This window comes from Mucilaginibacter sp. P4_A11 (genome assembly GCF_056402535.1).
The window spans coordinates 64,533-90,066 of record NZ_JBFUHE010000014.1; the positions used below are offsets into that span (position 1 = coordinate 64,533).

The window sequence follows — 25,534 nt, forward strand, 5'->3', positions numbered from 1 at the left end:
TTAGCATTAATAAAAATCGAACTATAACGTTAAAGTAAATATTTAACGGTTAGGATATTGTTTTATTTATTTAAGCTTGTATAATTGAATGCATTAACCGGAGCCGAAAGCTGCGCTACCAATTCAATAACCTGGAAAATAACTAAAACTATGAAACATTTAACAACTTATAAAAATATCATGTTGGTAATTCTTCTTTCGCTTACAACTGCGGGTGTTTCGGCCCAACAGCAGGAGATCACTGCTAAAAGTGCTAAAGCCTGGGTTAAAGACCGTGTTTGGGCCAATGGTTTGAAATTAAAGCTAAACTCATCAACAAATAATGTCGAGTTTGCCAAACAATACGCTGCCAATAAAGCTGCATGGGATAAAGCATTCGAATTTCTTCGCGAACGTAACCTCGAAACTATCGAACCGGGAAAATACCCTTTAGATGGCGATAATGTTTATGCATCTATCACCGAAGGCCCGTCAAAAGAACCGGAACATGCCTTATGGGAATCGCACCAAAACTATATCGATCTACAATATGTGATCAAAGGCAAGGAGAAGATCGGCGTTGCCCCTATTGAAAGCCTTACTGTTACCAAACCTTATGATCCGGAAAAAGACTTTGCCAATTACAGCGGAGATGGTAAATACTTTACCGCCACGCCCGACGAGTTTTTCCTGTTTTTCCCAAGCGATGGTCACAGGCCTAATATGAAGGTTGATGGTTATGATAAAGTGAAGAAACTGGTTATTAAGATAAAGGAGATTAAGTAGTCTGAATCAGAATTTACAGAATTATACAATTAACAGAATTGAAAAGGCCTGCAATCCATATTAGCAGGCCTTTTCATTTATTCTGAAAATCCTTTAATTCTGTAAATTCTGATTCAGACCTGCACTGTTTTCACCAGCTTCCGTACATCAAAGCCCTGCCCTGCGGCTTGTACCAATAACTGGTTATAGATCTGCTCATCAAGCGTTGAGCGCCGGCTCAAGATCCACAAATAGTTACGATTAGGGTGCCCTACCATGGCGTAGCTATAATCGTGGGCCAAAGCTATGATCCAGTACTTACCTTTAAAGGGCCACTGAAACTGGACTTCGAGTTTGGCATTACTCGTTCTATCGGCCACAATTGCGCGCCCTTCGGCAATTTTTATTTTATTTTCTTTTATACAACGATTTTTAACAATAATACCTCCATCAGGTGCCAAACCGTAAGCTGCCGAGGTAAAGGAGCATCCAGATTCAAACCATTGCGGGAAAGCTGCAATTTCAAACCAGGAGCCAACATATTTTTTCAGGTCGACGTAAGGGACTGTTTCAAGTGGCTTACAGCGGGCAGCCTGCAAGGCCAAAGCAGTTAAACCTAATACTACAGAGGTTGCGATGATCTCTTTCTTCATAAAACAATAACGCCCGGTATGCCTAAAAAGTTTAAAACAAAAGCACATTACCAGTATCCAAACGCCATATCATTATTTAATTACCTTTGCGCCAAAGCGTTATTTTGTAATATGCCCGGTAAAACAAACATCAGTATTTTAGGCTGCGGCTGGTATGGCAGCGCATTAGGTAAAGCATTAATTGCCGATGGCATACAAGTAAAAGGATCAACCACTTCTGCCACTAAACTTAACGACCTGGCCGCGATTGATATTGAGCCTTATATTGTAAACTTTTCGCCGGGAGAAGAAATATATAACGCTGATTTTTTTGATTGCGATGTTTTATGGATTGCTATTCCTCCTAAAAGCCGGAGCGGCGAAGGAGCAGTTTTTATAGAGAAAATTAAAGGTATTATCAATGCTATAAAACAGTTTGCTATACAAAATGTGGTATTCATTAGCTCGACAGAGGTTTATGCCGATAGCAATCAACATGTAAACGAAGAAACTGATCCCCAACCCAATACCGAAGCAGGCAAGGTATTATTTGAGGCCGAAAACCTTTTCCGTGCTGAAAATAGCTTTAAAACAACCATTATCCGCTTTGCGGGATTGATTGGCCCCGGTCGCAACCCCGGCAGGTTTTTTGCGGGTAAAAAGGAGATCCCTAACGGGGATGCTCCGGTAAACCTGATCCATTTGGATGATTGTATCGGCATCAGCAAAGCCATATTGGCTAAACAGGCCTTGGGGCATCTTTTTAATGGATGTTCACCCGATCATCCAGCTAAAGCTGATTTTTATACACAAGCGGCCCTTGATTCGGGTTTTGAAAAACCGGAGTTTATTAAAGAGTTGAAGGAATGGAAGATTGTGGAGAGTGTGAATGTTGAGCCTATATTGGGGTATCAATACCAGGTTTTGTTGTAATAACGCAGGTTCAAGCGTCCACGCTTGAATCACCTCCGAAAGTGAGCGTCCACGCTCACGTGCAATAAACAGTAAGCGTGGACGCTTATCTTCTTTTGAATTCAAGCGCAGTCGCTTAAACTTGCAATGTTTTTTTAATACACCGGCGCTTTCGCCTGATACCCCATCAAAAACACCAGCTTTCCGCCGTTCATAATATCCTCATGGGTAATATATTCTTTGGTATAAGGCTTACCATTCAGGCTGATGTTTTGTACATATTTGTTTGCTTTAGATAACCCTTTAGCTTCAATCACAAAGCTTTTACCGCCAGCCAAAACAATGCTCACTTTATCCAGCAGGGGTGCGCCAAAAACATACCGACCATCGGCAGGGTTAACCGGGTAAAAGCCCATCGCCGTAAAAATATACCAGGCCGACATTTGCCCGCAATCGTCATTGCCCGACAGACCATCGGGTTTGTTCACATAAAACTGATCAGCTATCTGCCTTACCAGTTCCTGTGTTTTAGCGGGGTTGCCCGCAAGGGTATACAAATAAGCTACATGATGGTTAGGTTCATTACCATGTGCATACTGCCCTATCAGCCCGGTAACATCCAGCGTTGAACCTTTACCAAAAACTTTTGAATCCATGGTAAACAATGAATCCAGCTTACCTGAAAACGCCTTCTTGCCACCCATCAATTTAATTAACCCCGGAACATCGTGTTGTACCTGCCATGTATATTGCCAGGCGTTCCCTTCGGTATAGTCGCCGCCTATAGCCAGTTGACCGCTATCCAGGTTGGCAAAGGGCCTCACCCATTCGCCGTTTGATTTGCGGCCGCGCATGAGCCGGGTACTTTTATCAAACAGGTTATTATAAAACTGTGAACGTTTAATGAAATATGCATAATCGCCTGGTTTGTTCAGCACTTTAGCCAATTGAGCGGCACACCAATCATCATAAGCAGCTTCTAAAGTACGGGAAACGGCTTCGCGTGGTACGGTGTCTGAGGGCAGATAACCGTAATGCATGTACAAGCTCCAATCATATTTAGGATTTTTGTTGCGTGTGAGCGTATTCTTTATGGCTGCAAAAGCTTTTTGCTTGTCAAATCCTTTGATCCCTTTCAGGGCGGCATCCACAATTACAGGTACCGCGTGGTTACCGATCATGGCAAAGCTTTCCTTGCCCCACAGCGTCCAGATGGGGAGCATACCGGCAACATCGTTGTGCTGTAACATACTCTCTACCATTTGTCCGTCCCTTTCAGGACATATAATAGTATACAATGGATGCGCTGCCCGATAAGTATCCCATAAAGAAAACGTGGAATAAAACACCTTATCGGCCGAGCGGTGTACCAGGCTATCGGCCCCGCGGTACTGACCGTCAACGTCGGCAATATTATTAGGTTGGATCAGGGCGTGGTACAGGCTGGTATAAAAAGCGATCTTCTCTTTTTCTGTCCCTTCAGCCTTAAGTTTGTCGAGGTTAATCTCCCATGCTCGGGCAGCTTCAGCTTTTACCTGCTCAAAGGTTTTGTATTGTGTTTCGGCCAGCAAATTTTTACGGGCACCGGCAATGCTTACGCCGGAGATGCCAACCTTCGCTTCAACAGCCTCATCGGGTTTCAGATCAAAATCCAGCACCAGGCGGCGTTTATTATCCCCATCAATAAAATGATGACCGGTAAACGGGCGGTTAAACATAGCAGTGAAGTATACTTTCTTATCAACCCACTGGCTTGTAAAAGCATAACCACTGATAGTTGTTTTGCTGTCGATCGTGATCTCCCCGTCGGATACATGCTCTATTAATTGTTCCGGACTCTCCACCAATCCGCTTTGCATATCAACAAGCAGGTGGGCCTTACCTGCTTTAGTAAAAGTATACCGGTGCAAACCGGTATGGGCCGAGGCCGTGAGTTGAGCTTTGATATTATTATCGCTCAAAAGCACTTCATAATAGCCGGGCGATGCTTTTTCCTGCCGATGAGAAAATTTGCTTTGAAATTTTTGAGGCTCTTTGCCCTGAAACGGGAATAACAGCACATCGCCCAGATCAACACCTCCTGTACCGCTCAGATGGGTATGCGCAAAGCCAGTGATCACCGTGTCTTCATAACGATATCCCGAGCAATAGTTCCAACCGAAATTACCGGTCTCCGGGCTGAGTTGCACCATGCCAAAAGGTACCGTAGCCCCCGGAAAAGTATGCCCCGTTGCTGATGTACCTATAAACGTGTTTACGTATTTAATCAGCGAATCCAGAGGCTTTTGACGAAAAAACAACGTAGCGAGCAAGGGCTTGTCATGCTGAGTAGGTAAAATCCAGGGACTTTGAGGTGAAAAAATGACATTTGCCCCCTTTGTCATGCTGAGGCACGAAGCATCTTCTTCGCCTTGTATAKCGGCCATGCTTGTTGAAGAAGATCCTTCGTACCTCAGGATGACAAGCGTTTTTTTAATTATGTCATGGGTCGTATTTAAATCCGCGGATTCTGAAGGTGAGATGACATTAGATAAAGGGGCTGTCACCCTGAGCCTGTCGAAGGGTCGCGCACCAAGGCCCTGCCCGCTATGCTTCGACAGGCTCAGCATGACACCCATGTTAATCATGTCACCTTGAGCTTGTCGAAGGGTCGCGCGCAGAGGCCCTGCCCGCCGTGCTTCGACAAGCTCAGCATGACACCCGTTTTCAAATGCCATGGGGACTGCCCCGGCGGATACAGCCGATAATATTAGAAAAACCACAATCAGTTTCTTCATACCCATCACTCTTTATATTCCAACGTTTTCTTCAGCACCACATCTTCGGCCGAACGGGCTATCATTACATCGAATGTGCCGGGCTCGGTCACCAATTTCATTTGGTTATTCCAGATGGCAAGATCTTCTGACTTTATAGTAAATTTAACCGTTTGGGTTTCGCCGGGCTTCAGGCTGACCTTATCAAAACCTTTGAGCGCCATCACCGGGGTAGTTACTGAGTTTACTTTGTTACCGAGATACATTTGTACCACTTCTTTACCCACCATACTGCCGCTATTGGTAACATCTACCGAAACAGTTATCACCTCGTTTTGACCGAACGATGCCGCAGAAACCTGCATATTACTGTATTTAAACGAGGTGTAACTTAAGCCATAACCAAAAGGGAACAACACATCGGGCGAAGAAAAAACATAGTCTTGCCCCGGTTTTTCGGGTGAGCCGGGATTATGATAGAAACCTTTATTGGATGCCACATGATTATAAAAAACCGGGATATGACCGGTTGATTGCGGAATAGACACCGTAAGCCTGCCCGATGGATTCACCTTGCCAAACAGGATATTGGCAATGGCATTACCTCCCCTTTCCCCCGGGTACCATGCCTCCACAATAGCCGGAATATTTTCCTTTTCCCAGCTGATGCTCTGCGGCCTGCCATGCACCAACACCAGGATTACAGGTTTGCCGGTTTTATAAACTGCTTGTAACAGCTCCCGCTGTACGCCATCGGGATTAATATCTGTAACATCATAACCCTCGCCGCAGGTAAAGGGATCTTTAGGCTCGCTTTCGGGTGCGTGGCCATTCCAGCCTACACCCGAGAATACGACGCTGGTTGTGCCTAAAACTACCACCACAGCATCGCTGTTCTTTGCTGCTGCAACAGCTTCGGCAAAGCCGTTTTTATCTGAACCAGACAGGGCACAGCCTTTGGCGTAATTGACTTTTACCTTATTGCCCACCAATTGCTTAATGCCGTTAAGTACGGTTGTACCGGAGCGGCTATCGCGGGTTGAACTGTAATCGCCATATTGAACCTGGTTGGCATTAGGGCCTATTACCGCGAGGGATTTCAGTCTGTTCATATTAAGCGGCAACAGCTGTTTCTCATTTTTGAGCAGAATAATGGATTCTTCAGCAATCTGTTGTGACAGGGCGATGTGATCCGGAGTATGCACCCGTTTTTTTAGCGCCGAAGTATCGGGCAATGTCTTTTCAAACAAACCTGCTTTAAATTTTATGGTAAGGATGCGGGCAATGGCGCTATCAATTTGTGCTTCTTTTACCTTACCTTCCTTTACCAGGCCAATAAGTTTGCCATAAACATCGGGGCTTGGCGCTTCGAGGTCAACACCGGCGCTCAGGCCGATGGGCGCTGCTCCTTCAGCATCTTTAGCAATATGGTGAAAAGTGTATAGATGTTTAAGGCCTTCATAATCCGAAAAAACGTAGCCATCAAAGCCCCATTCCTGCCTCAAAATGGTTTGCAGCAGAAAATGATTGGCATGGGCGGGTACGCCGTCAATTTCATTGTAAGCAGGCATTACCGCATAAATATTTGCCTTTTGCACGGCATCTTTAAAAGGCGGCAAAAACATCGACCGTAACTCACGCTCTCCTACCGATGCCGGGGCAAGGTTTATACCAGCCACCGGGATGCTGTAAGCCGCAAAATGCTTAGCTGTACACATCACTTTATCTTTCCCTATACCGTTTTTTGTCTGTGAAGGATTACCTTGCATACCAATTACAAATGAAGTACCCATGCGGCTTACGAGGTACGGGTCTTCAGCATAACATTCCTCATTACGGCCATAACGTGGATCGCGAATGAGATCAAACAGCGGTGAAAGCGCCTGGTCAACTCCCGATGAGGAAGCTTCATAAGCTATTACCGATCCCATTTTTTCGATCAGCGCCGGGTTCCAGGTGCTGCCCTGTGCTATGGACTGCGGAAAAATAGTGGCCCCTGCAGCTAACTGTCCATGCAGGCATTCGCCGATTTGTATGGGCGGGATACCCAGGCGCGTTTTTTCTTTAGCGTATTTTTTCGCGGCGATGGATAACGCTGAGATATCATTAATATTAGTAAAAGGGCTTTCACAAACGCCATAAGCAATTGGGTTTTGCATAGAGCCTTTTAAGGAGTTCATGCTCATCTGGCCTACTTTTTCTTCCAGCGTCATACGGTTGAGCAGGTCTTTTACCCGCTCAGCTATCGGTGCTTTAGGATCTTTATAAACCTGCGCGCCGGCCGTTTTTATTACAAAAGCAAACGCGATGAGTAAGCATATCTTCTTTTGCATAGATGTATGGTTTGGTGGTTAATTAACTTATAAATGCACAATGAGAACCGTCATTGCGAGGAACGAAGCAATCGCGAACTATACAGGGCGGACCTGCAAATCGGGGATTGCTTCATTCCTCGCAATGACGCTTTTTATTTTTAGTGCATCAAATAAAACTTCGGATAAAGCTTTTCCCCACCCGCAATCTTCAATTCAATCAGGGTTTGGTTTTCATTGGCTTTATCAGCGATGTAATGCCCCCTCAAAGCATACACACCTTTTTTAAGGTGCAATAAGGCTCTTTGCGGTTCAACATATGTATTCATCCCCATTTTTATCACCGGTACCTCATCCAAAAACAAAGCGGGACTAACCTCAAAACCTGTAGTTAGTTCATAATCAGCTTCTTTATCTATCTTAATAAAACCTTTAATTTTCACCCAATTAATCAGGCTCTCGGTAACAGGCTTAACAGGCACAATCAAGTTAGTTTCACCGGTTTCTGCTGGCCTTTCATTTTCCAGCTTGGTTATCTCACGTTCCTTCGTTTTAAAAACCTCATAGGCCATGCCGGGTTTCAGGTTAGCTGCTTTTTCGTGTGCCGGTTTGATGTTCACACGCCTGATGTTGGCCGTTTGGCGAATGTGCTGATCATTCAGTGTCCAGGTGGTAAATGTTCTTAAATCAATGCTGTCGTTTAAGGGCTCATTAATATTTACAGGGAAAGGCACAGCCGGACTATTATTATCCGGCATTTTTCCGTTTAAAGCATAACGTACCTTAGCCCCTTGCAGCAGGTAATTCAGCGTTAATTTAAATCGATTTTTATTAGTAATAACATTATCAATCCCATCAATATCAGGCAGGCGGGCGTTGAAATTCCATAGCTTAAACAGCCCATATTGATTTTTCATTTTCCAGCCAAAACGTTCAATATCCTTTTCATTTTTCGGGCTCCAGGTGAGTTCGGCCACGGCAAGGGCCCGGGGATAAACCATGTATTGCAGGTGTTGTGCGCTAGGCACCTTTTCGTTCCAGATATTGCCTTGTGCACCTAAAATGTATTCGGCTTCGGCATTGGTTAGTTCTTTTGATTGCGGTTCGTAATTGTATACCATTTGCCAGGTAACCGGCGGGTTCCAGCCTATCGGCTCCAGGTCTTCATTGGCTTGCGGGGCATCAAAGTACATGTACGGCAATGGCGTCATTACCACGTGGTGATGCATTTTTGCGGCGGCAATTCCACCGGCCTCCCCTTGCCAGCTCATTACCGTGGCCGATTCGGCAAGGCCGCCTTGCAAGATCTCGTCCCAGCCTACCAGTCGCTTATTTTTTGACAGAAGGAATTTTTCTATCCTTTTGATAAAATAGCTCTGAACTTCTTTTTCACTTTTCAGATGCTCACGTTTCATGAGGGCGACTGCGGTGGGGCTTTTCAGCCAGTCCACCATCTCAGCCTCATCACCGCCAATGTGGATGTATTGGTTCGGGAACAGGGCAATCACTTCCGTCAACACATCTTCCATAAATTTGAAGGTATACTCACTTGGGTCGAGCATGCGTACCCGGTGCTTGGCCCCTGTCGAATCCTGGCAGCCCAGCTGAGGATATGCAAAAATAGCTGCCTCGCTATGGCCCGGCATTTCAATTTCGGGCAGGATGGTCACAAACCTGTCCTGAGCGTATTTGATCACATCGCGGATCTCATCCTTGGTATAAAAGCCATCGCGGCCGTCATCAATCAGGTTATCCAGCTTGCGAAACTCGCCCCGTTTAGCGTAATAACTGATCTTTGAACCTACTTCGGTTAGGCGGGGATATTTATCAATCTGGATGCGCCAGCCTTCATCATCGGTTAAATGCCAGTGAAACGTATTGAGCTTGTAATGCGCCATTACATCAATATATTTCTTCACCTCATCAACTGTAAAAAAATGACGACTTACATCCAAACTTAACCCACGCCAGCCAAAACGCGGCTGATCCGCAATCGTACATGCGCTTACTTTCAATACCAGGCTTTTATCCGTCGGCAACAATTGAATCAATGTTTGTACTCCGTAAAACACACCAGCACCATTACCACTTATACTTACTGATGCCGGGGTTACGTGCATGGTATAAGCGCTCTCCGCATTCGACCAAACATTATTTAACCTGATAGCCGTATTAGCCGGGATCTTATCAAATACCCTCACTGTTGTTTGGAAGCCATAATTTTGATTCAGGTAATCCTGCAGGTATTTGCCTATCGGTTCGGTTTCCTTGTTAACCCCAATCATAGCGTTCTTACCCAAAATAAAACTACCCTGGCCGGCCTTCAGGCTTACCGGCTGCGGGATAATATGAAACTGCGCATTTACTGTTATTACTGATAAAAACAGCGTGGCAGATAGAATAAAGTGTTTTATCGATAATGTTTTCTTCATCTCAGGAGAATAATGAACAAGGTTATACCTTTATAGTGATATTCTTTTTGTAAAGGATCCAAACAGGGATGAAAATGATCAGCACAGTTAAGATAGCCCCGGCCAGCGAAGCATTTTCGGGCGACAGATACGGCACAAACGCATTACTGTAAGTAAACGACCACAAATTGGTTTTGCCCACAGGAATAGCGGCTATCACTGCCGGAATAATGTCGGCCAAAACATATGCAGCAATAGCATTGCGGCCAAAAGCTAAAAACGGAGGCAGCAGGGCTTTATTCCCTTTGATATCAATAAACCAATAGGAAAGCGCCAGGATATTAATGGCCAAACCGGCTGTAAGCAATACGAATGAACTTGTCCATAATTGTTTGTTGATAGGGAAAAATGTATTCCAGATCAAGGCCAGCACGATCAATACAATACCCACGCCCATCATTTTAAACAGATCGGTACTGGTTTTGAATTTGCCCGTTTTAAGCCAGGTGCCGGTGAACACCCCTAATAAACAAGTGGCAACGGAGGGGATTGTTCCCAGTAAACCTTCCGGATCCCAGGTTTTGGATGAGCCCCAGAGGTGATTTTCGGTAAAAACCGATCTATCAATCCAGGCACCTAAATTAGTGGCAGGCTCCAGATTAGGCGTTCCGAATCCAGGTACAGGTACCAGCGTCATCAATAAATAATAACCGATAAGACAGCTTACAGCGATAACTACCTGCGTACGGATGCCGGTTTTAACGTACAGCAAAGCGGTTATTCCAAATACAAGCCCGATGCGCTGCAACACACCGGGAAAACGCAAATGCGTGAATTGAAAATCGTTGATCAATGGTAAACAGACACCAAGGGCTATGATGATTAGCGTACGTCGTAAAATAGATAACAGTAATTTGCTATGGTTTGCCGCCTCCGCCTTTTTGCTTTCCATGGCGTATACAATAGATACACCCACGATGAATAAAAAGAAGGGAAACACCAGATCGGTTGGGGTACAACCGTTCCATTTGGAATGTTCAAGCGGCCAGTAAATGTGTCCCCAATCGCCGGGATCATTCACAAGGATCATGGCAGCTACAGTAAATCCCCTGAAAAAATCCAGCGAAAGTAACCGCGGGCGGTTTGACTTTGTTGTGCCGGTATTTTTGAGAGGTTCCTGCTGATTTATCACCGTTGTTGCCATGAGTTATTATTAGCTGTTTTTCTTATGCGTTTTTAAAATGTATTTAAACTGGTAGGTGCCCGAGCCAATATCCATTTGCATATCGCCGCCCAGCGGTTTGATGTTGGCGATATCTTTATTGGTATTGATATCGATATTACCTTCAGTCACCGGGCCATCAACAGCCGGCAGGGTGACCGTGGCGGTGGTATTTGGCGGCACAATGATATCCAGCGTAAAAATGCCGTTGTCAATGCTCCAAGCCGATTTTACTTTGCCGTAAAGCGTTTCCAGTTCGGCATTGGCATTGGTGAGTTTACCACCAGGATGCGGGAAGATATTTATTTTATGAAAACCCGGAGCACCCTCATCGGTATTGATACCTGCAATAACGCGGTACATCCAGTCGCCTATAGCACCATAGGCGTAATGGTTAAAGGAGTTCATCTCCGGATCTTCAAAGGTACCGTTGGGTTTTATGCCATCCCAGCGTTCCCATATAGTAGTTGCCCCGTTTTTTACGGGATAAAGCCATGAGGGGTATGACTCCTTCATCAACAGGTCATAGGCGATATCGGTGTGACCGAAACGACTTAACACGTGGCAGATGTAGGGTGTGCCTAAAAAGCCTGTTGTAATGTGTTCGTCATAATCCTCAATATTGTTTACCAGCCTTTTAGCGGCAGATTCGCGCAGGTTTTCGGGCAGCAGGTCAAAGTTCAGCGCAAGCACATATGATGTTTGAGTGCCCGAGATCATGCGGCCATTAGGTGTAACGTATTCCGCCTGGAAAGCCTTTTTGATATCGGCCAACAGGTCGGTATATTTTTTAACGTCGTCCTGCTTACCTAATATGGTGGCTGCATTGATCACCAGTTGAGTTGAGTAGGCATAAAATGCCTGGGCTATCAGGTTTTTATCAGTAAGGGCTGCACCGTCCTCATAGTCGGTACCTGCGTAAAATAACCAGTCGCCAAAGTGGTTACCGGTATCCCATAATCCATTACGGGTGTGGCGGGTGATATAACCTACCCAGGCTGTCATGCTTGGGTATTGATTTTCCAATACTTTTTTATCGCCATAAGCCAGGTAAATATTCCAGGGAACAATGGTTGCCACATCACTCCAGCCCGAAGCCGCTGCCGACGCGCTATCCAGCATATTGGGGATCACATAAGGCACTGCTCCGTTTTTATGCTGATCGGCCGAAAGATCTTTTAGCCATTTGGTAAAAAACCCGGCTACGTCCGTATTGAAAGTTGCTGTACGGGAAAATGCCTGTGCATCCCCAGTCCAGCCCATACGTTCATCGCGCTGCGGGCAATCAGTAGGTACATCAATAAAATTACCCTTTTGCCCCCATTGGATATTGTGCTGTAACTGGTTAATAAGCGGATTGGAAGTAGAGAACATACCCGTTTGCGCCATGTCCGAATACATTGCAAAAGCTGCAACATTTGTTGAATCCAACTCGCCTGAATACCCCTCAACCTTTAAATACCTGAAGCCTTGAAAAGTAAAATGCGGCTCGAAAGTTTCAATGCTGTCTCCCTTAAAAATATAAGTATTTTCCTGCTTGGCCGTACGCAGGTTTTTAGTGTAGAAGTTCCCTTTCTGATCCAAAACTTCGGCATGGAATAACCTTACGGTATCCCCTGCTTTGGCTTTCAGTTTAAACTGCACCCAGCCAACCAGGTTTTGCCCAAAGTCAACCACGTGCTCGCCGGCTGGGGTGGTGAATACTTTAAGCGGTTTAAACATTTCATGCTTGCGCACCGGCGGGCCAAAAGTAGCTACCAGATTATCTTTGACAGTATCGATTGTACGTACCGAATCCCAGTTGAGGTCTTTATAAGCAATGGTAGCCCAGCCTTTCTTTTCCTTACGTGCGTCATAAACCTCGCCATCAAAAAATGAAGATGAGCGAATTGGCCCATAAGCTACTTTCCATGTTTTATCGGAATTGATCAAGATCCGTTTGCCATTGGTATAAACCACCTCTAACTGAAAAAGCAAACCGAGCTTGGTGCCGTATACATTCTTTTTACGGTTATAAGTATAGCCCCGGTACCAGCCATCGCCAAGGGTTACGCCAACGGCATTATCACCTTTTAACAGGTCGGCAGTTACATCATAAACCTGGTATTGCAGGCGTTTGTTGTAACTCGTCCATCCGGGGGCAAAGTAGTCGGTACCAATCCGTTTTCCATTAAACTGAGCCTCATATAAACCATGGGCGGTGATGTATAAATGCGCGGCGCGAACTTTATGATCAAGTTTAAATGTTTTCCTGAACATGGGGCTCGGGCCACCGGTAGTATCCGACAGGTAATTATCTTCAATCCATTTAGCACTCCAGTCGGCAGGTTTAAGCAGGCCCATTTTCCAGGAGTTAACCATACTCCATGGAGTAACTTGTTGCAGATTGTTCCAAATGCGTACCTGCCAGTAAACTTTTCGCCGGGAGGCGAGCATCGGGCCGCCATAGTAAACGTGCAGCGATTCGCCGGAGGTAACTTTACCTGATGTCCAAAGCAGTTCTTTCCCTTTTAGTAAGGACACAGCATTGCTGCCTACACGTATTTCATAGGCAATTTGCTGAATGTTACGGTCGCGGGTTATCAGTTTCCAGCCAAGGCGTGGATTAGCTTCATCAACAGAGATGGGATTTATTTTGTACTCACAAACTAAATTATCAACCCGGAACGGCGGGGGAACGGGCGGCGCTTTTTGCGCATGTACAATTACCGGCAGATAAGAAAAAAGCAATATAATGATGCGTGTGCATACCTTTTTACACATACCTTTTTTGGGTTTAATAGTTCATGCTATTAAATATACTTTAACAGCGATATTGTTTTGATATGCACCTGTAATTTTTATTAAGCAGGCCAAAAAAATGATGCGTTCATTGCAATATACAGGTATAAACGTAATATGGCCCGGTAAAAGTTTCAACCGGGCCATGTAACAATATTAATGTTCGAGGTTTGCTTCGTTTAACGGATATTGGAATAACAGACGGATATTGCTGTACGCTGCCGAGTTAATTTGCCATGAATCATTTTTGTATGCACGCTCGCTGGCAGCATGGGCTTTCATTACTTCTGCAGCTTTTCCTGTACGCAAAAGATCAAACCAGCGATGATTTTCAAAAGCAAGCTCAACCTGGCGTTCGTGTGCTATTGCCGCACGAAACCCGTCCTGGCTGCTTACATTTAAATCGGGATTATCATTACCTGCTGATTTAGGTTCGAGACCGGCACGCTCACGTACCAGGTTAAGATATTTGAAAGCATCGCCGCCACCTGTAAATCCTTGCTCGTTCAAACATTCGGCCAGCATGAGGTAAACATCTGCGTAGCGGTAAACAGGGAAATTGTTAGGAGTAATGCCTTTAACAGCTGTTTTTGGCCCTGTAAATTTCTTTATAAATGGTAAATCGATACCATACTCATCTGAAGTAAAATCAATAAGCGAGGCATCTCTTCTTTCATCCCCCTCTTCAAAGGCGTTTACCAAATCCTGTGTAGGGATATTCCATCCGTTTTGCGCATTATTGTCGATAGAGTAACCGGTAACATCTTCATCATAATAATCCCAGGGAATAAATGTGTCAATAAAATCACTGCCCAAACCATTTGTACCCTCAATGTATTGAATTTCAAAGATCGATTCGGGCCCATTCTCCGTGTTCACATTGAAATTGTCGGCGTAGTTAGCGTTAAGGCTATAAACACCTGATGATATCACACTGCGTAAAAGCGGTATAGCCAGGTCAAACTTCTTTTGGGTCATATAAACTTCAGCCAGCATGGTCTCGGCTGTGCCTTTAGTAACCCTGCCCTTATCGGTAGTAGCCGCATATCTTAACGGCAGTTTGGCAATAGCCGCCTGCGCATCTGCAATAATCTGCGTATAAACAGATGCCACCGGCGATTTTGTAGATAGATCATAAGCATCACCTACCGATTTTGGCTCGGTTAGTACCAAAGGCACATCCCCAAACATACGTACCAGGTTAAAATAATTGAACGCCCTTAAAAATAAGGCTTGTCCACCTATGGAATCTGTAGTTGCCGCATCAAGCTTGGCAGCAGGCAAACGATTGATTATAACATTGCACCGGCCTATGCCGGTATAGCTTGTGCTAAAGTAATCCTGCACAATGTCGTTATTATTTAATTCCCGAAATTCATCCAACTCCTCCTTATTGGTGCCTGAACGGTCATAAGGATTATATTCGTACGATGTATTATCAGACCGCATTTCGCCCATTGCCCAAAATGATCCTGTATACAAACCCTGAAGCGGAGCATAAGCACCATTAATAGCCTGAACAAACTGGGCTTTGGTTTTAAAAAAGTTGGCACTGTTTTGAGTATCTGTAGGCTGCAGGTTAAGATAATCTTTTTTACAGCCATAAAAACCAATAGCTGCCAGGGTAAGAAAAAGGTATATGTTTTTTTTCATGGTTTCCGATTCTTAATGTTACTCAATTGAGTTTTCAGTAGTTTTCGTAGAGCTTAAAAAGTTACGTTACAACCTAATGTGTAAATTGCTGAAACAGGATAGCCTGTAAAGTTCACATTGGGCGATAAAGAACGGTTTCCCTGTTGCCCTTCAATACCAACCTCAGGATTGCCACCTTTATAACCAGTTATCAGGATAGCATTTTGAGCGCTAAAGTACACCCTGAAATTTTTGCTGAACTTTGTTTTGAAATTATACCCGAAGTCGATATTCTTCACCATTAGATATGAATTGCTTTCAACCCAGTATGACGGATAAAAATCACGGGCCAAACCGGTATTTGAAGTTGTGGTAGGCAATAAACCAGCCCCGGGCTGCTGCGGCGATCTCCAACGGTTTATAACGCTTTGCTCAACATTAAAAATACCATCCAAATTGGTAGTAAATTGCTTGTACATATCAAATACATGCCCCCCTACCGAGCCTGCAGATATGATGTTCAGATCAAATTGTTTATAACTGAAGTGATTGTTAAAGCCAAATGTAAACTTAGGCCATGGGTTACCGACAGGTACCTGGTCTTTCCCATCAATTACGCCATCACCATTAACATCCTTATACCTCACATTACCTATAGTTTCACCATCAAAATGGGGGTATTTGTCAAGTTCGGCCTGGCTTTGGAATATGCCTTCAAAAATATATCCATAAAACTGCCCAAGCGGCAACCCTACCATTGTAATACTGGTCGGGTTGTCATTCAGGGGCGCGTCATAGATTTGAGGTGTAGGGCCAAGACTTAAAACCTTGTTACGATTAAACGATATATTAAAATCTGTACTCCAGTTAAAAGTCTTGCTAACAATATTTTTGGTGGTTACCGTAAATTCAAAACCGCGGTTGCGCACATTACCTACATTTGATAACGCGTATCCATAACCCGAAGCTAAAGGTACCGGTATATATTGAAGTAAGCGTTCGGTAAAGCGGTTATAATATTCGGCAATTAAATAAACCCGGCCTTTAAGTAATGAAAGATCCATGCCTATATCAAACTGTTTGGTGGTTTCCCATCCTACTTCGGTATTACCAAGTGAAGTAATTGATTTTCCGGGAGCCAATCCTCCTCCAAATGTATAATTGGTTTCATCAACAGTTGGAATATAATCATAGTTGCCTACGCTGTTATTACCCGCATGACCATAGCTGGCAGTAAATTTCAACTGGTCGATAACATTTGTTTTTGGAAAGAACGACTCGTCAGAGATCCGCCAGCCACCTGATACTGAAGGGAAAGTTCCCCAGCGGTGCCCGGGCGCAAACCTCGATGACCCATCGCGGCGGATAGAAGCACTTAATAAATATTTATCCTTAAATGCATAATTTACCCTGCCAATCAATGATAATAACCTCCACTCTTCGTCGCCGGCATCGGCTGTAATAATTGTAGCGGCCCTTACTGACCTAATCACGTCATCCGGAAACCCAGTACCGTAGGTTAAACGATAATGATTGGTTTCCTGCTGTATGGAATAATCGCCCAAAACGGTTAAGGTGTGATCACCCCATTTTTTTTTGTAGGTTACGGAATTTTCGCTTAGCCAGTTAAATGAATTTGATGAGTTAAATGATCCAACGGCTTTAACCTGTGTCCCATCTTTATTTGCTACACGAAACCCACCAAGAAACGACGGGCGGAAGTAATCACCGTTGCTGCTCTGGTAGTCAATACCAAAAGTTGATTTTACATCCAATCCCTTAATTATTTCCCAGTTAACATATGTATTGGCCAGGGTGCGGAATTGTGCGTATTTATTGGTAGTATTAACCAGTTCGCTTACGGGATTAGCATTAAGTGCTGTACCCGGTATATTTTCATTTCCTGCCGAACCTACAACATTAGTGTATGAACCATCAGGTTGTTTTACTGGCGTAAGTGGGCTTTCAAGATAAGCCTGGCTTAATATAGCCTGATCAAAATGGCCATCAGTTTGCTGTAATTTACGCTGACTATAAGTTGGCGCTATACTAAGACCGGCGGTAACATTTTTAAACAGATCAGCATCCATATTGGCTTTTACTGAATATCTTCTGAAACCGGTATTAAGCACCGTGCCCTCCTGATCAAAATATCCTAATGAAAACAAGGAACGCATTTTATCGGTGCCGTTTGATACAGTAACATCATAATTTTGTATAGGTGCATTACGGGTAACGGCATCATACCAATCGGTACCTTTGCCAAGTGCCTTGGGGTTCCTGAAGGCCTCAGGTACCTGATCTGTACTGAAAGCAACACCGTTCACCTTATCCAGGTCCTGCAAAGCTTCAATACGCCATTGTGCATACTGCTCGGCGGTCATCATTTTCAGCTTAGTTCCGGACAATATGGTTTGAACACCAGATGAAGTATTTACGGTAACGCTCGATTCGCCTTTTTTTGCCCTTTTGGTAGTGATCAAGATAACACCGTTTGACCCACGTGAACCGTAGATAGCCGTAGAAGCTGCATCTTTTAGCACGCTGATATTTTCAATATCATCGGGATTAATAGTACTTAAAGGATTAGAATATTGATCAAAGCCCGGAGAGATCGGAAAACCATCTATTACATACAGCGGATCATCACCTGCACCAATTGAGCCGGCGCCACGAATGTTAACTGATACACCACCACCCGGAGTGCCCGTTACCTGGTTTACAGTAACACCTGCAAGCTGGCCGGCCAATTTCAGGTCAAGACTTGCCGCTTTGATCTCTTTAATATTGCCCATTTTCACCGAACCAACGGCTCCTGTTACGTCTTTACGCTCCAGGTTACCGTAGCCTACAACCACTACTTCTTTGAGTTCCTTATTATCCTCCTGAAGAACAACGTTTATGGATGTACGCTTATTTACCGGCTCCTCTTTAGTTTGGAAACCTATAAATGCGAATACAAGCGTACTGTTGTCTTCGGCTGTGAGGGAGTATTTGCCATCAATATTGGTAACCGCTCCTAAGTTGGTACCCTTTACCCTGACATTAACGCCTGGTAAAGGCTGGTTTTTATCATCTGTAACGGTACCACTTATAGTAATAGGCGCTGGTGCCGCATCTGTAGCAACATCCTTTTTATTTACGATGATATTTTTATTGTCGATGACGTAGGTTAAAGGCTCATCTTTAAAGCATTGCTGCAAGGCCTCCTGCAGGGTGGCGTTAGTTAATGATAAATTAACCGGTTTGGTTTTGGATATATCCTTATACCTGTAAAAAAAATAGTAGCCGCTTTGCTTCTCAATTGCTTTAAAAGCCTTATTAAGTGCTATCCCTCTCTCATTCAAGGTTATAGATTGTGAAAAGCTTTTAGCGCTTAGCTGCAGGCAGCCGATAGTTAGTAATAAGACGGTTAATCTCATCGTCAAAAACAGTTTTGAATGTGTACCAAAGGCACTAAATACTTTACCAGTAAAGTTTAAATGCATAACTTCGTGATGTTTGGGTTAAAAAAATCTGTTATTGAAAAGTCAGGAAAGCTTGATCCAATTCATTATGCCGGAAGCGTTGCAGCGCTTCCGGCTTTTCTTTCATTTGGATAAGGGAACTTAGGTTGGAATATTTTGAGAGGTTATCGTCAGTGTTTCTTCATAGATTGGGGTTTAGCAGTTAAAAATCAGTTGCCGGTTATTTTAAGGGGTAACAATTATCTTTTTGTTCTCTATCCTAAAACGCACGTGGCTTAATTCAAGAATGTGCAATACCTGCGATAGTTTCACATCCCTGCTGATCTTACCTACAAACTCATCATCAGGTATTTTACCTTCGTACATTACTTCGGTACCATACCACCTCGAAAGCTGCTTCATAATATCTTGTATGCTTACCCGGTCAAATTCAAAGAAGCCATTTTTCCAGGCTACTGCTTCGTCGGTATCAACATCAATAATTTTAATGCCTTTGTCATTTATAACACCCTGCTGACCGGGTTTTAACATATCAGTTACATTACCGTGTGTTAAACGTACCAATCCTTCAAGCAGGGTAGTTTTAACAGCGGCCTCATCGTTGTAAGCCATGATATTGAAATGCGTACCGAGTACAGCCACATTAATATCTTTAACTTTCACATTAAAAGGTTTCGCTTTATTTTTGGTTACTTCAAAATAGCCTTCGCCGATAAGCTCAACATCACGCTCACTGCCTGTGAATGCCGTTGGGAATTTCAGAGATGAGGCCGAATTAAGCCATACTCTTGAGCCATCGGGCAATACAACCTGGTACTGGCCACCTATTGGGGTGCTGATGGAATTATATGCAACAGGCCCATTTTGCTGATCTTTATCGGTAGTATAAACCACCTGGCCATCCTGCGTTTTATTTATGCTAACGCTGCCAGCCTGATTCAGCAATCCGATCTTAGCCGAATCCAAAATTAATTTGGTACCATTGGCAAGGGTTAAAACCGCCCGGTTATCGCCCGGATCAACATCATGTTTTACAACAGCCTTGTTTAGGGCGGCTAATTGTTTCTGCTCATGTTTGTTATACCAATGATAAATAGCTGTACCCGATACGGCCAATAGTATAACTGCAGCAGCAACATTCCTAAAAAAGTGAAGCTTTACAACTTTTTGGCTTTTGTTAAACACCGGCTCGGCTATAGCCTGCCTGATGTTGCTTAACATGCGGTCTTCCAGTTCCTGCTTTACACCAATTATTTTTTCATCCCATTCGTCGGCATCGCCCTGAAAGCTTTCAAAAAAATTCAACAACTGTTCCTTCTCCGCAGCGGTTGCCTGCCCGGCAAGGTATTTATCTATCAGTTGTAAAAATTCTTGCTTTTGCACAAATATGGTTTTGATAGGGAGAGTAAAAAAAGAGGGGTATCCCCTACTCCAAAATGAAAAAAATTAAAATATTTTTTTCAAGGGCTAAAAGAGGTCTTTCAATACGATCGAGGCAGTATTATTTATCTAAAAGAAACATCAATGCTTCCAAAATAAAAGCTGTTCCCAATGAGCCGCGTAATTCGCGAAGTGCTTTGGTTAAATGATTTTCGACAGTTTTGGTGGAGATATTTAATTGCAGCGCTATTTCCTTATGGCTCAGGCATTCTTCGCGGCTCAGTTTATAAACTTCCCGGCATTTTTCGGGCAGGGTATCAATTACCTGGCTTATCTGCAATAAAAGTTCTTTATGCTCAATGCTGTTATGGGTAGCTGGGGTATGCAAGCGCTCTATCAGGTCGTCAAAAATTTCGCTTTTTACCGAACCCGTTCGGATTTGCCGGTAAACGCCGTAACGTACCGATGCATACAGATATGCTTTGAGTGATATAGAGATCTCCACTTCGGCCCGGCAATCCCAAAGCTTGATAAATAGTTCCTGGATAATATCCTCGCATGCCTGCCTGTCTTTTAAGATATTATAAGCCGCCTTAAAAAGCGATTGCCAGTATCTCCTGTAAATCATGGTAAGCGCCGCTTCATCATCAGCCTTTAGCCGGCCAATGAGCTGCATATCGCTCATCACAATTTTATCAGACATAGTTTATCAATTAAGTTGTCAGAAAAACCAAGGCTAAAATTACTTAAATATTAATTTAATATATTTAAAAAGTAAAAATAGGCTTATACACTAATTATTAAATACTTAACCATGTTTTCTGAGTACTAAATATTAAAAAAAAATACATCAAAGGTTATCTAAAACTGCACAATATCCCATTTGTTACACTCCTGCTAAAAACGAAGCAAAAAAAGAGCCACCCCTCCGGGCAGCTCTTCCACTCTTAAAACACTCACTTTGAAAACAATCAATTCTTCAATATCTCATTCGCCAACACTATTTCTTCATGCGATATAGTATGCTGGCGCCCTTTATAGATCTTAAGGGTTACATCCGCGTTCAATTCCTTTAATATTTTAACGCTATCGCTAACCCGGCTTACCGGTACGTGCGGATCAGGATCACCTGTAGTGATCAGTACCGGTGTATTGTTAAAATCACCTTCATAATTTCCCTTAACCAGTTGCTCTCCTATCAATCCACCAGTGAAAGCGATAATCCCCCCGTACCTGCCGGCGCTACGACCGGTATATTCAAGTGTTAAACATGCGCCTTGCGAAAACCCAAGGAAATAGATATTTTCCTGTGCTATTCCTTTTTGTTTAAGGTCATCAACCAATTCGCCAATTACTTCAAGGGCTGAATCAAGTGCCGGTTGATTGTTTTCAACCGGTGCCATAAAGCTGTAAGGGTACCAGCTATGCTCTGCAGCCTGTGGTGCAAGGATAGCATAATCATCCAGTTCAAGATGATCTTTGAGTGAAATTATACTATTTGCCGACGCCCCGCGGCCATGCAGCATGATGATAGCTTTTTTGGCCTGTTCGGCGGGAACTCCCGCCGAAACAACCTGTTTTGTGTGCCTGTACATAATTAAACCAATGATGGTAATGCTTTTTCCAACTCGCTACGCAGGTTTTCATACTGTGCTGGTAATTTTAAGCCTGTGCCCAATAATTCGGCAGGTTCATCAACCGCAAAACCTGGGTTATCGGTTGCTATTTCAAACAAAACACCACCTGGTTCGCGGAAGTATAATGAGTAGAAATAGTTCCTGTCTATTTTGTCGGTGATATGCAAACCAAGGCTTGCTATCTTTTCTCGGTATTCCATTAACACTTTTTCGTTAGGTACCCGGAACGCTACGTGGTGAACAGAACCTCCTGCTACATGACCGGCAACTTCTCCCGGCACTTCAACCAGGTCAACTATGGCCGCGTTTTCAACCGCATCGGTAATGAACCTGTAACGATTAACATGCTGCTCTAACAAGCGGTAACCTAAAACACCGGTTAATATTTTGGCAGTAGCCTCAATTTTGTTTGATGTAATGGTAATGCTGTGGAAACCTTTGGTAGCATTGGCAGCAGTTACTTCGGGAGTTTCCCATGGTGTGCGGTTATCGGCAGTTTTTGGTACGATAAGCTCAAACTTTAAACCATCAGGATCAAGGAAAGTAAGATACTGCTCGCCAAATTTTTCGGCAGGTTTGTTGTAGATCACATTGTTATCTTCAAACCTTTTCAACCAAAAATCAAGACTTCCTTCTGGTACCGAATAACCAATCTCAGTTACCTGGCGTGCACCGCGTCTGCCGGCTGTTATACCTTCCCAGGGGAAGAAAGTAAGGATAGAGCCGGGAGTACCATTTCCATCGCCATAATATAAGTGATAGGTACCGGGATCGTCAAAGTTTACAGTTTTTTTAACTAACCTTAAGCCCAATACACGGGTATAAAAATCATAGTTCTTTTTGGCATTACCTGCAATTGCAGTGATGTGGTGAATGCCGTTTATAGTGTTTTCCATTGTTTTCCTTGTTTTAAATCTTTTAATACTTGCTGTGTTATTATGATTCAAAATTACGGTCAAAATCGCCGGCGGCACTTGATGTAGGATAAGAAAAACGGGGGTGGCATTTTTTATTGAGATGGCAAATGTTTTATTAAGGAGACCTGTCAGTCTGAGCTTGTCAAAGACTCGTGCGCAGAGGCCTGCCCACCATACTTCGACAAGCTCAGTATGACACCTTTTTTTTACTTGTCAAGGTAGAACTAAGCACCCGCTTCGCTCGTCATAGCGACACTGTTTGTCGGAGGAGACAACGATTTCTTTACCCACCTTTCCTTAAAAAAAGTATATTCGGCTTTACATTTACTTTGATGGTCAAGCTGTTTACATTCCGTAAGTTTTTTAGTTGCATTTCGTTATGCCTGTTTATTGCTGTTACAGCTACTGCACAGGTTAAGGAAGAAGGTATCATTCCCAGGCCGGTTAAAATGGTAAAAACAAACGAAGTTTTTACGTTTAACAAATCAACAACCATAGGGACTGCGCCAAAGATCAACGCGGATAACCTCACGTTCTTCAATACTTATTTTAAATCTGTTGCCGGTTATAGCTTGCCGGTAAGCCATAAACCAAACCCTTTGGTTTATTTAACCATCGACAGTAATTATGTAACCCAACCCGAGGGATATAAGCTTTCTGTTACAGCTAAACAGATCAAAATTGTTGGCCATGACGAAGCAGGTGTGTTTTACGGCTTGCAATCAATAACTCAATTATTAAAAGCAACCAACGGAAAGATAACCATACAAGGCTGCACAGTTACCGACTATCCCCGTTTTGCCTACCGCGGAATACATTTAGATGTAAGCCGCCATTTTTTTAAACCGGAAGCCATTAAAAAGTGGATAGACCTCCTGGCGCTGTATAAGATCAACACTTTTCACTGGCACCTTACCGACGATCAGGGCTGGCGCATCGAAATAAAAAAATATCCTTTGCTGCAAAGCGTTTCGGCTTATCGCGATGAAACCATTATCGGGCATAAAAAGGATAGTCCGCACAGGTTTGATGGTAAACGCTATGGCGGCTATTATACACAGGATGAGGTTAAGGAGATTGTAAGGTACGCCACTCAAAGACATATTACCGTGATCCCTGAAATTGAAATGCCGGGCCATGCCTTGGCGGCATTGGCTGCTTACCCACAATTGGGCTGTACCGGTGGGCCATATAAAACAGCTATCTATTGGGGGATTTTTGATGACGTGTATTGCGCGGGTAACGATGAAACTTTTACCTTTTTACAAAATGTGATGGACGAGGTGCTGCCGCTGTTTCCTTCAAAATACATCCACATCGGTGGCGACGAATGCCCTAAAACCAAATGGAAAACCTGCCCTAAATGTCAAAAACGGATCAGGGACGAACATCTGAAAGATGAAAAAGAGCTGCAGAGCTATTTCATCGGCAGGATGGAAAAATACCTGAACAGCAAAGGCCGGCAAATTATAGGTTGGGATGAGATATTAGAAGGCGGACTTACCCCCGGCGCAACAGTAATGAGCTGGACAGGCGAAGAAGGCGGCATTGCCGCTGCCAAACAGCATCACGATGCTATCATGACGCCCGAAAAATATGTGTATTTAGATTATTACCAATCCCTTTCCCCTTCAGAGCCATTAGCCGGCGGCGGATATACCCCACTAAGTAAGGTTTATAACTATGAGCCCATAACCAGCGAACTCAACGGTGATGAAGCTCAGTATATAAAAGGTGTACAAGCCAATGCCTGGAGCGAATACATGGCCAGCCCTGCACAAGCCGAACGGCAGTTATTCCCGCGAATGCTGGCTTTGGCCGAGGTAGCCTGGAGCCCGAAGGAAAATAAAAACTATCCCGACTTTTTAAAACGCCTGCGATACCAACAGCCATTGCTCAAAAAGCTAAATATAAATGCGGCTGATGTATTTGATGAGATCACCGATTCGGCAACAGAAACAGCTGATCATCAGGTTGCGTTAAGCCTTCAGACAACCCTGCCGGGTAGCAAAATTTATTATACAAATGATGGCAGCACACCGAGCGCAAACAGCAAAGGCTACACAGGTGCTGTTACAGTAGCATCATCAGGTACTATTAAAGCCGCAGTTTTCAGTAACGGCAAACAGCAGGGCCGTACGTATGAAAAATCATTCACCATTCATAAAGCCATCGGTAAAACGGTAACACTTAAAAACCAGCCGCAGGGTGGCTTTAATCCGGGTAATACTTTTGGTTTGGTCAACGGTGTCTTCGGCAGTAAGCTTTATAATGATGGGCAATGGTACGGTTTCAGCGGAGATGATCTGGAAGCGATGGTGGATTTGGGCTCGGCGCAAAGCGTATCGCAATTAGGTATCAACATATTAAAATACCACTGGCAAAAAATGTGGGAACCAACATTGCTTACCTTTGAGGTATCAACAGATGGCAGCAGTTATACCGAAGTTTACCGCCAAACTGATTTCCCGGATAATGGCATTAACGCCGTAAGGGCAAACATCAAAACGCAGCAGGCAAGGTATATCAGGGTAAAGGCAACCAACAAAGCCATTATCCCACCCGGCGAATATATTCCGGGCGCAAAGGCATGGCTGATGGTGGATGAGGTGATTATAAACTGAACCATGATTTTTAGGATTTGAGGATTCTCTTGATAGATGAATCATATCCTTTAATCTTTAAATCAAGCTAATCATGGTTCAGATACTAACTACATCCTGTAATCCTT

General features: G+C 43.8%; 15 protein-coding genes. 3 read left to right on the forward strand and 12 right to left on the reverse strand.

Annotation, left to right across the window (positions count from 1 at the left end):
- Positions 1–150: 150 nt before the first annotated feature.
- Positions 151–765 (forward strand): NanQ anomerase/TabA/YiaL family protein, encoded by a 615-nt coding sequence (locus AC1DUD_RS23680; protein ID WP_477379011.1) that lies wholly within the window; start codon positions 151–153, stop codon positions 763–765.
- 113 nt (positions 766–878) lie between these two features.
- Here AC1DUD_RS23680 and AC1DUD_RS23685 read toward each other — a convergent pair whose 3' ends face one another.
- Positions 879–1,397, reverse strand: coding sequence for a lipocalin family protein (locus AC1DUD_RS23685; RefSeq protein ID WP_477379013.1), 519 nt, complete (start codon positions 1,395–1,397; stop codon positions 879–881).
- Between the two features lie 18 nt (positions 1,398–1,415).
- On the opposite strand from AC1DUD_RS23685, the gene AC1DUD_RS23690 reads away from it, so the two are divergent.
- Positions 1,416–2,309, forward strand: coding sequence for an SDR family oxidoreductase (locus AC1DUD_RS23690; protein ID WP_477379016.1), 894 nt, complete (start codon positions 1,416–1,418; stop codon positions 2,307–2,309).
- 134 nt (positions 2,310–2,443) lie between these two features.
- On the opposite strand, the gene AC1DUD_RS23695 is transcribed toward AC1DUD_RS23690, so the two are convergent.
- From AC1DUD_RS23695 to AC1DUD_RS23745, 11 genes are all read right to left on the reverse strand, one after another.
- Entirely contained in the window at positions 2,444–4,714 is a 2,271-nt protein-coding gene (locus AC1DUD_RS23695) for a GH92 family glycosyl hydrolase (protein ID WP_477379018.1), read from the reverse strand.
- Between the two features lie 356 nt (positions 4,715–5,070).
- Positions 5,071–7,377, reverse strand: a complete 2,307-nt coding sequence (locus AC1DUD_RS23700) for a glycoside hydrolase family 3 N-terminal domain-containing protein (RefSeq protein WP_477379020.1) — start codon at positions 7,375–7,377, stop codon at positions 5,071–5,073.
- A 140-nt stretch (positions 7,378–7,517) separates the two neighbouring features.
- Positions 7,518–9,788 carry a beta-N-acetylhexosaminidase gene (locus AC1DUD_RS23705; RefSeq protein ID WP_477379022.1) on the reverse strand — a complete coding sequence of 757 codons (2,271 nt, stop codon included), beginning with the start codon at positions 9,786–9,788 and terminating at the stop codon, positions 7,518–7,520.
- 22 nt (positions 9,789–9,810) lie between these two features.
- Entirely contained in the window at positions 9,811–10,971 is a 1,161-nt protein-coding gene (locus tag AC1DUD_RS23710) for an acyltransferase family protein (RefSeq protein ID WP_477379025.1), read from the reverse strand.
- Positions 10,972–10,980: 9 nt separating this feature from the next.
- The gene (locus tag AC1DUD_RS23715; protein ID WP_477379027.1) at positions 10,981–13,752 is read right to left on the reverse strand and encodes a family 78 glycoside hydrolase catalytic domain; all 2,772 of its coding nucleotides are present in this window, start codon (positions 13,750–13,752) and stop codon (positions 10,981–10,983) included.
- Positions 13,753–13,926: 174 nt separating this feature from the next.
- Positions 13,927–15,423 carry a RagB/SusD family nutrient uptake outer membrane protein gene (locus tag AC1DUD_RS23720; protein ID WP_477379029.1) on the reverse strand — a complete coding sequence of 499 codons (1,497 nt, stop codon included), beginning with the start codon at positions 15,421–15,423 and terminating at the stop codon, positions 13,927–13,929.
- A gap of 53 nt (positions 15,424–15,476) precedes the next feature.
- Positions 15,477–18,824 (reverse strand): TonB-dependent receptor, encoded by a 3,348-nt coding sequence (locus AC1DUD_RS23725; protein WP_477379031.1) that lies wholly within the window; start codon positions 18,822–18,824, stop codon positions 15,477–15,479.
- 270 nt (positions 18,825–19,094) lie between these two features.
- The gene (locus tag AC1DUD_RS23730) at positions 19,095–20,252 is read right to left on the reverse strand and encodes a FecR family protein (protein ID WP_477379032.1); all 1,158 of its coding nucleotides are present in this window, start codon (positions 20,250–20,252) and stop codon (positions 19,095–19,097) included.
- Between the two features lie 118 nt (positions 20,253–20,370).
- Positions 20,371–20,952, reverse strand: coding sequence for an RNA polymerase sigma-70 factor (locus tag AC1DUD_RS23735; protein ID WP_477379033.1), 582 nt, complete (start codon positions 20,950–20,952; stop codon positions 20,371–20,373).
- 268 nt (positions 20,953–21,220) lie between these two features.
- A complete protein-coding gene (locus AC1DUD_RS23740) occupies positions 21,221–21,844 on the reverse strand; it encodes an alpha/beta hydrolase (protein WP_477379035.1) in 624 nt (207 codons plus the stop codon).
- 2 nt (positions 21,845–21,846) lie between these two features.
- A complete protein-coding gene (locus AC1DUD_RS23745; RefSeq protein ID WP_477379037.1) occupies positions 21,847–22,782 on the reverse strand; it encodes a ring-cleaving dioxygenase in 936 nt (311 codons plus the stop codon).
- A 353-nt stretch (positions 22,783–23,135) separates the two neighbouring features.
- Between AC1DUD_RS23745 and AC1DUD_RS23750 the strand changes: the two genes are divergently transcribed.
- Complete coding sequence (locus AC1DUD_RS23750) at positions 23,136–25,427, forward strand: glycoside hydrolase family 20 protein (RefSeq protein ID WP_477379039.1); 2,292 nt, start codon at positions 23,136–23,138, stop codon at positions 25,425–25,427.
- Positions 25,428–25,534 lie beyond the last annotated feature (107 nt).

What these genes read in the sequence shown, in the direction of transcription:
- AC1DUD_RS23680 (WP_477379011.1), top strand. Translation starts at nt 151, where the DNA reads ATGAAACATTTAACAACTTATAAAAATATCATGTTGGTAATTCTTCTT.
- AC1DUD_RS23685 (WP_477379013.1), bottom strand. Translation starts at nt 1,397, where the DNA reads ATGAAGAAAGAGATCATCGCAACCTCTGTAGTATTAGGTTTAACTGCT.
- AC1DUD_RS23690 (WP_477379016.1), top strand. Translation starts at nt 1,416, where the DNA reads ATGCCTAAAAAGTTTAAAACAAAAGCACATTACCAGTATCCAAACGCC.
- AC1DUD_RS23700 (WP_477379020.1), bottom strand. Translation starts at nt 7,377, where the DNA reads ATGCAAAAGAAGATATGCTTACTCATCGCGTTTGCTTTTGTAATAAAA.
- AC1DUD_RS23705 (WP_477379022.1), bottom strand. Translation starts at nt 9,788, where the DNA reads ATGAAGAAAACATTATCGATAAAACACTTTATTCTATCTGCCACGCTG.
- AC1DUD_RS23710 (WP_477379025.1), bottom strand. Translation starts at nt 10,971, where the DNA reads ATGGCAACAACGGTGATAAATCAGCAGGAACCTCTCAAAAATACCGGC.
- AC1DUD_RS23715 (WP_477379027.1), bottom strand. Translation starts at nt 13,752, where the DNA reads ATGTGTAAAAAGGTATGCACACGCATCATTATATTGCTTTTTTCTTAT.
- AC1DUD_RS23720 (WP_477379029.1), bottom strand. Translation starts at nt 15,423, where the DNA reads ATGAAAAAAAACATATACCTTTTTCTTACCCTGGCAGCTATTGGTTTT.
- AC1DUD_RS23725 (WP_477379031.1), bottom strand. Translation starts at nt 18,824, where the DNA reads ATGAGATTAACCGTCTTATTACTAACTATCGGCTGCCTGCAGCTAAGC.
- AC1DUD_RS23735 (WP_477379033.1), bottom strand. Translation starts at nt 20,952, where the DNA reads ATGTCTGATAAAATTGTGATGAGCGATATGCAGCTCATTGGCCGGCTA.
- AC1DUD_RS23740 (WP_477379035.1), bottom strand. Translation starts at nt 21,844, where the DNA reads ATGTACAGGCACACAAAACAGGTTGTTTCGGCGGGAGTTCCCGCCGAA.
- AC1DUD_RS23745 (WP_477379037.1), bottom strand. Translation starts at nt 22,782, where the DNA reads ATGGAAAACACTATAAACGGCATTCACCACATCACTGCAATTGCAGGT.
- AC1DUD_RS23750 (WP_477379039.1), top strand. Translation starts at nt 23,136, where the DNA reads ATGGTCAAGCTGTTTACATTCCGTAAGTTTTTTAGTTGCATTTCGTTA.